Annotated in this window: 9 protein-coding genes; 7 read left to right on the forward strand and 2 right to left on the reverse strand. The window is 45.7% G+C overall.

Features of this window, described 5'->3' with window-relative positions:
• Positions 1-86: 86 nt before the first annotated feature.
• The 6 genes from AACT52_RS08675 (at position 87) to ypfJ (AACT52_RS08695) (ending at position 5509) form a co-directional block, all read left to right on the forward strand.
• Complete coding sequence (locus tag AACT52_RS08675) at positions 87-353, forward strand: hypothetical protein (RefSeq protein ID WP_073636544.1); 267 nt, start codon at positions 87-89, stop codon at positions 351-353.
• A 16-nt stretch (positions 354-369) separates the two neighbouring features.
• Positions 370-567 (forward strand): zinc ribbon domain-containing protein, encoded by a 198-nt coding sequence (locus AACT52_RS41305; protein ID WP_073636545.1) that lies wholly within the window; start codon positions 370-372, stop codon positions 565-567.
• A 261-nt stretch (positions 568-828) separates the two neighbouring features.
• Positions 829-1869, forward strand: a complete 1041-nt coding sequence (gene speB / locus AACT52_RS08680) for an agmatinase SpeB (RefSeq protein WP_073636546.1) — start codon at positions 829-831, stop codon at positions 1867-1869.
• A 225-nt stretch (positions 1870-2094) separates the two neighbouring features.
• Positions 2095-2934: an endonuclease/exonuclease/phosphatase family protein gene (locus AACT52_RS08685; RefSeq protein WP_073636547.1), complete on the forward strand. Its 840-nt coding sequence runs from the start codon at positions 2095-2097 to the stop codon at positions 2932-2934.
• A 9-nt stretch (positions 2935-2943) separates the two neighbouring features.
• A complete protein-coding gene (cls, locus tag AACT52_RS08690; protein WP_073636548.1) occupies positions 2944-4389 on the forward strand; it encodes a cardiolipin synthase in 1446 nt (481 codons plus the stop codon).
• 262 nt (positions 4390-4651) lie between these two features.
• On the forward strand, positions 4652-5509 hold the full coding sequence (gene ypfJ, locus AACT52_RS08695) for a KPN_02809 family neutral zinc metallopeptidase (RefSeq protein WP_073636549.1): 858 nt from the start codon (positions 4652-4654) through the stop codon (positions 5507-5509).
• A 67-nt stretch (positions 5510-5576) separates the two neighbouring features.
• Here ypfJ (AACT52_RS08695) and AACT52_RS08700 read toward each other — a convergent pair whose 3' ends face one another.
• Positions 5577-6401 (reverse strand): M90 family metallopeptidase, encoded by an 825-nt coding sequence (locus AACT52_RS08700; protein ID WP_073636550.1) that lies wholly within the window; start codon positions 6399-6401, stop codon positions 5577-5579.
• Between the two features lie 42 nt (positions 6402-6443).
• A complete protein-coding gene (gene nudC / locus AACT52_RS08705) occupies positions 6444-7289 on the reverse strand; it encodes an NAD(+) diphosphatase (RefSeq protein ID WP_233154263.1) in 846 nt (281 codons plus the stop codon).
• Between the two features lie 206 nt (positions 7290-7495).
• On the opposite strand from nudC, the gene ypfJ (AACT52_RS08710) reads away from it, so the two are divergent.
• Positions 7496-8353 (forward strand): KPN_02809 family neutral zinc metallopeptidase, encoded by an 858-nt coding sequence (gene ypfJ, locus AACT52_RS08710; RefSeq protein WP_073636552.1) that lies wholly within the window; start codon positions 7496-7498, stop codon positions 8351-8353.
• Positions 8354-8517 lie beyond the last annotated feature (164 nt).

Consider the following 8517-nt stretch of genomic DNA (forward strand, 5'->3'; position numbering starts at 1 on the left):
GCTAAATCGAAGATTATAGCGCGGGTCTTATAGCCCCCGAACCCCCACTAGATAAGAAAATCAAGGCGTCTCAACGTTGGAAGAAAGTGAACAGGCGTGTTGCAAAACTACAACGCAAAGCTGGAACTCAACGTCGAGATTGGCAACATAAAGTTACCTCAGAAATTGCAAGTCGTTATGACATCGGCTATCCCTTGGAACTTAATACGAAAGGGATGACGAAAAAGGCGAAAAAAGGTAGTAAACGAAAGAAACAAAAAGCAGGACTCAACAAATCCATCCTTTCAGTTGGTTTTAGCACTTTGAACAAGAGTAGAGACGCCCTAGCAGGGCGTCTCTACACACAAGATTGAGGCGAAAGGTGGACTGATGGTCATACTACCTACAAGGGAAATCAAGCCATCCCAGCGCTGCCCAAAATGTGGAGCGGTTCATAAAGAATGGGCAGAGTTATCAAATCGTCACCATGCCTGCCCGGATTGTGGATTTGAAATACCACGTGATAGTGGCAGCGCTTTGGGTGATGTACAATGTTGTGACCAATCAACAACCGGGGTTAGGAACTAGCCTCGACAGTCTCGGATGTCTAAGCTCTACTTCAAAGACCAGTAAACCCAAGAATACCGGATCGATGAAGCAACTTGGGCAAGCGAGGAGACAAAAATCCAGCCACGGGGCGGAACCGGGTGAAACCCCGTCCGCCGGGAGCGGCGGGGTAGTTCATAATAAAGCAGCGCAATTTGCAGCCATAGCATAACCTGCGCTACTACAATGCAGGTATCCACCAGGCGGCGTGCTGTCTACCCACGTAAATCCAGAAGACGATCCATGAGTAATCAACTCCAAGACTATAATCCCAGCGGCGTAGGTCAAATCAATGGCAACCTCTTGGGTTTGCCGTTCGATTACGAGTCGGCAAACTTGATTGTCTTTGGTGTACCGTGGGAAGTGACCGTTTCCTATGGCGCAGGTACCGCCAACGGACCACAGCGGATTTTGGATGCTTCGCCGCAACTGGATTTGTTCGATTTCGATCATCCTGATGGATGGAAACAGGGAATTTTCATGGTGGAAATTCCCCAGGATATTTTAGAGAAGAACAAATACTATCGCGCCTTAGCGGCAAAAATTATCAAACGACTAGAGCAAGGTAAACCACTGACAGAAACACCAGATTTAACACCTGTCTTGACAGAAATTAATCAAGCTTGTCAACAGGTGAATCAATGGCTGTTTGAACAGTGTCAGGAAGCAATTAACAATGGTAAGCGAGTCGCAGTTATTGGTGGGGATCACAGTTCACCTTTAGGTTATTATCAAGCATTAGCAGCTAAATACGCAAGCTACGGTATTTTGCACATTGACGCACACGCAGATTTACGCGATGCCTATGAGGGATTTGAGTTTTCCCATGCGTCCATTATGTTTAATGCGATGAAGCTACCGCAAATTTCCAAGTTAGTGCAGGTAGCGTTGCGTGATATTTCTCATGATGAAGTGCAAATGATTAACGAATCGAATGCTCGAATTGTTGCTTATTACGACCCAGCAATTAAACAAAAGCTCTACTCTGGAACGACTTGGATTGATTTATGCCGAGAAATTATCGCTCATTTGCCCGAGTACGTTTACATTAGCTTTGATGTCGATGGTCTTGATCCAAAATTCTGTCAGAGTACAGGGACTCCTGTTCCTGGAGGACTGGAATTGGAGCAAGCTTTTTGTCTGTTCCGTGAGTTGGTTAATAGCGGTAGAAAAATTATTGGTTTTGATGTCTGCGAAGTTGGTGATGCTGAGTGGGATGGCAATGTCGGTGCGCGGATTGTTTATAAGCTGGCAAATTTCATGGATTTATCTCAGCAAGGATAATTCTTGATTCAAGAGCATGATGGAAGTAGATACAATATTACCCAACATCCTCCAATGTGATAGGCTCTCTTGACTATCTAATAGCGTTAAGCTATAGAAAGCCCAGTCAACTTTTACTCGCTTCCCGCCCGAAGATTACTTAATTAAAAAACCGCAGAGGCGCAGAGGACACAGAGGTAAGAGTTAGAGAAATTTAGGTAATTTTAGACTGGGAAGGGAGTAGTAATGCTTGATTTCAAAGAACACGCAGACACTTTTGCAAGAAAATTTGTTCCATCGTATAGATTCATTCGGACACAAGAATCCACAATTGATAGAAGCCATGTTCTTCAAACAGAACTCAATAGTACATCAATTAAAGTGTTGAGTTGGAATATTGCGAAGAAAAATCATGACAAAATTTGGATTAAAGATTTTTTAGCCATTCTTGAACAATACAAACCAGAGCTTATCTTTTTGCAAGAAGTTCGCTTGAGAATGGATGCAGAACATGCCGCTGAATTGAGAGAAATGAGTTGGAATTTTGCCCCTAATTTTATCGATGCTCATCATCAGACTTATTCTGGAATTTTAACGGCAGCTAAAATCAGTCCACTCACCAGCAGAGCGATTCTCACTAAACATCATGAACCGATTGTTAAAACTCCTAAGGTTTCCCTCATTACGGAGTATCCGTTATCTAATAAACGAGAAACTCTGTTAGTTATCAATAGTCATTTCATCAATTTTGTGGATTTAAACAAATTCAAAACACAACTCCATGAGTTAGAGTTTGCCTTATCTACACATCATGGTCCTGTTATATTTTCAGGAGACTTCAATACCTGGAGTCGAAAAAGAGCTGCTTTGCTTGAACAAGCGGTTACTCGTTTGGGGTTAGCACCAGTCGTTTTTGCACCCCATGAAAGCAAGAAAATTAAACGATTTCTGTTATCACCTCCTCTAGACTATATCTTTTACCGAGGACTCAGTGAAAAGAAAGCCAGTGCTAAAGTGTTAGATTATGTTTCTTCGTCCGATCACAAACCTTTACTGGCAGAATTTTCTTATATCGATACTCAATAAAAATTTAAGATGCTTGTAGATAGCGGTGTTTTAGCCCTTCTTAGTGCAGCTACAGTAGTTGTTGTTCATAGCTTGGGAATTTTGCATGCTGCCCATGCGGTGATGAATGTGCGTTCTTCTCAAGGGGCGATCGCCTGGGGAATTTCTCTGATCACCTTTCCCTGGCTAGCTATTCCATTATATTGGATTTTAGGAAGAACTAAATTTCATGGATATGCTGAAGCCCTGCGTTCAGTTTACGCCCAACACCATAAGCTTGTTCGTGAAACCTACACTGAAATTGCTAAATTTAAGGTCGCACCACCAAAGAAATTAGCAGGTCTGCAACCACTTGCTGAGGCTTTTACAGGAATTCCCTTTACATCAGGTAATGCAGCTCAATTGCTAATTGATGGTCAGCAAACTTATGAGGCGATGTTGAAAGCGATCGCAGAAGCTAGCGATTATATTCTACTACAATCCTACATCGTTAATGATGACCAGGCAGGTAACGATTTTAAGGAAGCGTTGATTGCCAAAGCAAACCAAGGAGTACGCATCTACTTTCTCTACGATGAAATTGGTTCAAACAAACTATCTCGCTCCTATATCAAGTCTCTGCGCAAAAATGGCATTCACGTGAGTGCATTCCACACCACCAAAGGCAGAGGCAATCGTTTCCAGCTCAATTTCCGCAACCATCGCAAGATTCTAGTGGTAGATGGTGAAACAGCATTTGTGGGTGGTCTGAATATTGGTGACGAATACTTGGGAAAAAATCCTCGCCTCAGTCCTTGGCGTGATACCCATATGATGCTGCAAGGTCCCACTGTACAAAGTCTGCAAAATTCCTTTCTGCGAGATTGGTACTGGGCAACTCGAAAAGTTCTCGATGTTAACTGGCAGATTAAAGTAAATCGGGAAACCAACCAAACCGCCTTGGTACTTCCTACCGGACCAGCAGATCGGCTAAAAGCCTGTAACCTTTTTTTCGTGAATGCTATCAATCAAGCGCAGACTCGCCTGTGGATTGCCACTCCTTATTTTGTGCCGGATGAGTCAACCCTAACTGCCTTGAAACTAGCAGCGATGCGCGGTGTAGATGTGCGAATTATCTTACCAAACCGACCGGATCACTTATTTGTTTATCTATGTTCTTTCTCGTACTACACTGAAATGGAGGCGATCGCTATTAAGCTGTATCGCTACAAAAATGGGTTCATGCACCAGAAAATCATGCTCATCGATCAGGACATGGCAGGGGTAGGAACTGTCAACCTGGATAATCGCTCGTTCTTTCTCAACTTTGAAGTGATGGGATTTGTTGCTGATCCTCACTTTGTCCAAAGTCTGGAGAAAATGTTACAAGATGACTTGGCTGTCTCTGTTGCTGTTGATCTATCTGAGTACGATAGAAAACCTCTATGGTTCAAGTTAGCCGTGAGAGTATCTCGGTTGCTGACCCCCTTGCTCTAAAATGTCTGTACTGAGCAAGAGCCTGCCAGATTGCCTGGTCAAGAACAGCACAGGTATGGATGAGACGGGAATGAATTGGACTACGATATAGCCTTCCCTAAGTAGGACTGTCTATCAAATCAGTGCTGTCCCTGTGACAGATGATTTGGATGAATGGAATGATTAATATTTTTGGTGAATGATGCAAGGTCTAGCTTGGCTGCTATCGCACCTAGCTCACTAACATTTCTGCCAGGTTGAGTAGTTTGGAGACTCGCTAGTTATGCGCTGGGAATTCGGTCGTAGAAGCACCAATGTTGAGGACAGGCGCGGAAGTCGGATTTCGGCTCCTGTAGTGGGGGGTGGCATTGGAGCAATCATTCTGTCAGTGATTGTTACCCTCTTGGGCGGCGATCCGAGTGTACTTTGGGAGCAACAAGAAGCGCCGAGCGATCGCCCCTACCCGGAGTCTCCTCAAACACAACGTTCTGCCGCAAGCGATCGCATGGCTGATTTTGTTTCCGTTGTCCTAGCGGATACTGAGGATACGTGGCAGAGTTTGTTTCGGCAAAGAGGACAGACGTATGTCGAGCCGAAGTTAGTTCTCTATTCGGGTGCGGTGCAGTCTGCCTGTGGCTATACGCGATCAGCGGTTGGTCCGTTTTATTGCCCCGGTGATCAAAAGCTCTACATTGACTTAAGCTTTTATCAGGATCTGAAGAATCGATACCAGGCACCGGGAGACTTTGCCCAAGCGTATGTGATTGCTCACGAAGTTGGACATCATGTCCAGAATCTCATGGGCATTTCCAATCAGGTTCATGCATTGCAGCGTCAAGTTGACCGAGTACAGGCGAATCAACTTTCAGTCCGGCAGGAGTTACAGGCAGACTGTTTTGCTGGCATTTGGGCACACCATGCCAATCGCTCGCGGCAGATCCTTGAACAAGGCGACGTTGAAGAGGCGCTGAATGCTGCCAGCAGTATTGGGGATGATCGTTTGCAAAGTCAGGCAAGAGGGTATGTTACCCCAGAGTCTTTTACACACGGTAGTTCAGCCCAGCGAGTCCGGTGGTTTAAGCGAGGCATTCAGACGGGTAATCCTGCACAATGCGATACTTTTGCGCTAGCAAATCCTTAGAATTTGACCATGAAGTGTTTTACAGAACATGAGTGAACTGTAAAAAACTTTGTGATCTACTGAATGTCTAAACCCATTGCACAGTATCTAGTTGATAGTAGCGTTGCAGTTGCTCATAAAGTGCCGGATGGTTCTTCAGCAATTGCTGTGGTTTTTCAAAGAATGTTTCAGTTGCTACGGCAAAAAATTCTGCGGGATTAGTAGCGCCGTAGCTATCCATTACGGTTTTTATGCCTCGTTGAACATCATTGCACAGTTGTTGATATTCTTCTGTCATCACCTTAGCCCATATGGCATAATCTGATTTTCGTTGCAAAATAGGAACACCCTCAGCTCTACCATCCTCTTGATCTAACTGGTGGGCGAATTCATGAAGCACAACGTTATGTCCATCCCTCCAGTCGAGAGTGTCTTGTTGTACCTGTTCCCAAGACAATATCACTTGGTCATGAGTCCAGGATTCCCCCAGTCTTGCCACACGCCTTTCCTCAACAATATAATTCCCGGTGGCAACAGTTTCATTAACAAAATAAGTGCTGGGATAAATCAGAATTGAACGAAGTTTAGGGAAGTATTCTCCTCGCTCGTTGAGCAGGAGCAAACAGGCGACAGCAGCGATCGCCAATTTCATTTCTTCCGTTACCTGCAATCCTCCACACCCAATAAATTGTTTTTCCGCTAAAAATACTTGAATATGTCCCTGAAGCCGTCGGCGTTCAGCGGGAGAAAGATGGACATAAACGGGAAGATTATTCTCAATAATCGCATTCCAAAGTGGGGGAAAAGGACGATGTTTAAGACGGTTTCTTCGTTGTTTAATTAAGATGGGACTGACTAAGATGCCAGTGATAATCACCCCAATGATCACAAAAACAATAATTGTTTGAACCATAAATTAAATTTTTCACCACACCCCAGATAAAGGTGGATGGACTCAAAGCACAAACGAGTCGATCAGCTTGCGGGCAATACTCAACTTAGGAGGAATTTGCGGTAAGTTGTGCTTACTAAACCAGCCTGCCTCTACTAATTCTTGCGGTTCGATGACAATGTCACCACTTGCATAAGTGGCTGTGAATCCAATCATCAGTGAGTTGGGAAACGGCCAGGGTTGCGAGCCAAAATAGCGAATATCTTTGACCTCAATTCCTACTTCCTCGCGGACTTCGCGCACCACCGTCTCTTCCAACGATTCTCCCGGTTCCACGAAGCCAGCGAGCACGCTGTACATCCCCGGTGGAAACCGAGGGGCGCGAGCTAACAACAGTTCTTCACCCCGAGAAACCAGAACAATAATCGCAGGCGAGAGGCGAGGATAATTCACGAGTCCACAGCTGGGGCAACGTTTAGCACGTTCATGAGATAATTGGGTTGTTGGAGTTGCGCAGTGTCCGCAGTACTGGTGAGTGCGGTCCCATTCCACGATTTGGATGGCGCGACCGCTGAGCGTATACAAGTCTTCATCCAACGTTCCGTACAATTCGCGCAATCCTTGCAACGTGAAGCCATCGGGGGCTAACGCATCCTTGGGCAGTTCTGCCGAGTAACAGGGCTGTCCATCCAGGGTGCCTAGGAACTGCGATCGCACTGGCTCTAAGGCAATTTCTGCCAGAGTGATGAGCTTAGGAATTTCGCTGACCTTTCCTTCGGCGCGAACCAGCAATTTATTGCCAACAAACGCAAACCACCAGGAGGGTTCAGGCTGAACTGTGAGTGGAGCAATGCCAGGGATAAAGGTTCGATACATATCAGTAGAAGGCGATTGCTTTGATCGTATCACCGCCGCTATGACATAGCCTTTCCTAAGTAGGAGTGCCTATCAAATAAGTGCTGTCCCTCTGGCAGAGGATTTTGATGAATGAAATCATTAATATTTTTGGTGAATTATGGAAAGTTTGACTTTGGTGCGTTCGCCCTTTGGACTTACCGAAAGCAATTGCACTTTGTTCACTTTTGCCAGGTTAAGTAGTTTGGAGACTCTTGGTTATGCGCTGGGAATTCGGTCGTAGAAGCACCAATGTTGAGGACAGGCGCGGAAGTCGGATTTCGGCTCCTGTAGTGGGGGGTGGCATTGGAGCCATCATTTTGTCAGTGATTGTTACCCTCTTGGGCGGCGATCCCAGTGTTCTTTGGGAGCAACAACAAGCGCCGAGCGACAGCCCTTACTCGCAGTCTCCTCAAACACAACCTTCTGCGGCGAGCGATCGCATGGCTGATTTTGTTTCGGTTGTCCTAGCAGATACCGAAGATACGTGGCAAAGTTTGTTTCGGCAAAGAGGACAGACTTATGTAGAGCCTAAGTTAGTTCTCTATTCTGATGCGGTGCAGTCTGCCTGTGGCTTTACGCGATCAGCGGTTGGTCCATTCTATTGCCCCGCCGATCAAAAGCTCTACATTGACTTAAGCTTTTATCAGGATCTGAAGAATCGATACCAGGCACCAGGAGACTTTGCCCAAGCGTATGTGATTGCTCACGAGGTTGGGCATCATGTCCAGAATCTCATGGGTATTTCCGATCAAGTTCACGCAATGCAGCGTCAAGTTGATCGAGTACAGGCAAATCAACTTTCAGTCCGGCAAGAGTTACAGGCGGACTGTTTTGCTGGCATTTGGGCACATCATGCCAATCGTTCGCGCCAAATCCTGGAACAAGGCGACATTGAAGAGGCACTCAATGCTGCCAGCAGTATTGGGGATGATCGTTTGCAACGTCAGGCAAAAGGGTATGTTACCCCAGAGTCTTTTACCCACGGTAGTTCAGCCCAGCGAGTTCGTTGGTTTCAGCGGGGCATTCAGACGGGTAATCCTGCACAATGTAATACTTTTGCGGCAGCAAATCCGTAACATCCTCCCGCACTATAGCAGGGAACAGGGAACAGGGAACAGGCTTGTAAGTCTCTTGACATCCTCCCACCGCTAACCCTTGCGGGTGTAGCGGGGGATTCCAAGAATTACTTCTTGGGCTTCCTCTTTCCACGAGTCGGCTTATCTTGAGGAATTGCTTCACC

The organism is Scytonema sp. HK-05 (genome assembly GCF_963872035.1).
GTDB lineage: Bacteria > Cyanobacteriota > Cyanobacteriia > Cyanobacteriales > Nostocaceae > Kalymmatonema.

Bases quoted from the DNA above. Each gene is read 5' to 3' on its own strand.
- ypfJ (WP_073636552.1), top strand. From the start codon at position 7,496: ATGCGCTGGGAATTCGGTCGTAGAAGCACCAATGTTGAGGACAGGCGC.
- AACT52_RS08685 (WP_073636547.1), top strand. From the start codon at position 2,095: ATGCTTGATTTCAAAGAACACGCAGACACTTTTGCAAGAAAATTTGTT.
- AACT52_RS08700 (WP_073636550.1), bottom strand. From the start codon at position 6,401: ATGGTTCAAACAATTATTGTTTTTGTGATCATTGGGGTGATTATCACT.
- ypfJ (WP_073636549.1), top strand. From the start codon at position 4,652: ATGCGCTGGGAATTCGGTCGTAGAAGCACCAATGTTGAGGACAGGCGC.
- cls (WP_073636548.1), top strand. From the start codon at position 2,944: ATGCTTGTAGATAGCGGTGTTTTAGCCCTTCTTAGTGCAGCTACAGTA.
- AACT52_RS41305 (WP_073636545.1), top strand. From the start codon at position 370: ATGGTCATACTACCTACAAGGGAAATCAAGCCATCCCAGCGCTGCCCA.
- speB (WP_073636546.1), top strand. From the start codon at position 829: ATGAGTAATCAACTCCAAGACTATAATCCCAGCGGCGTAGGTCAAATC.